This window comes from Gilvimarinus gilvus (assembly GCF_030518155.1).
Classification (GTDB): Bacteria; Pseudomonadota; Gammaproteobacteria; order Pseudomonadales; family Cellvibrionaceae; genus Gilvimarinus; species Gilvimarinus gilvus.
This window is the reverse complement of record NZ_JAULRU010000654.1, coordinates 1-665: the sequence shown is the minus strand read 5'-3', so window position 1 is coordinate 665 and position 665 is coordinate 1. Positions and strand designations below refer to the sequence as shown.

Below are 665 nucleotides of genomic sequence, written 5' to 3'. Positions count from 1 at the left end.
AGTAGACACAACAATTCCAAAAAACAAAGCCACACCTCCTAAAGTTGGTACTTTATTTTCATGAGAACTTCTCTCTCCAGGCACATCCATCAATTGTTTTTTATATGATATTCGTATAATTTTCGGAATGGATATTAATGTAATAAATAAAGCAGAAAAAAATGCTCCAAATATATTGACATATAAGGGAGAGATATTTAATGTATATAAATACTCTAATAATTTAAAATTTTCCATATTTTTTTATTCCATTAATTGCCCAAAAAAAAGTGTAATAAGACGATTTAAAAAAATTCATTTTTAAATAATATCTATAAACATTATATTGTTTTTTTACAATTCGTAATTTATTTCGAGAAACTGAGTTGTTTCTAATTCTATAAATAGCTAAAGATTCATTGATTGCTCTTGCATATTTTATTTTACCTAACAAATCTATCCACATTGCATGATCTTCCCGAAGTTCTACATCTGGAACCGGTATTTTTCCAATTCGTTTTGAATCATATACAGATGTTAACATCGGAATAGGACAATTATATAAAATTCGATTTCGATCTACTTTGTCTACAGCAATAAAATCTGCTAACAATGGTTTTAAATTTTCATCAACCCGTTTATAACTTGAATAAACTAACTCTTCATTATTCTCTATTAAATAATTA

Annotated in this window: 2 protein-coding genes; both read right to left on the bottom strand. The window is 26.2% G+C overall.

The window, feature by feature from the left end; translation table 11 throughout:
- Nucleotides 1–237 (bottom strand): MraY family glycosyltransferase (locus tag QWI17_RS16660; RefSeq protein WP_302723655.1); only part of this gene is annotated, 237 nt, incomplete at its 3' end.
- The coding region (locus tag QWI17_RS16655; RefSeq protein ID WP_302723654.1) for a hypothetical protein at nt 224–665 on the bottom strand (442 nt) is incomplete at its 5' end. The genes QWI17_RS16655 and QWI17_RS16660, both read right to left, overlap by 14 nt.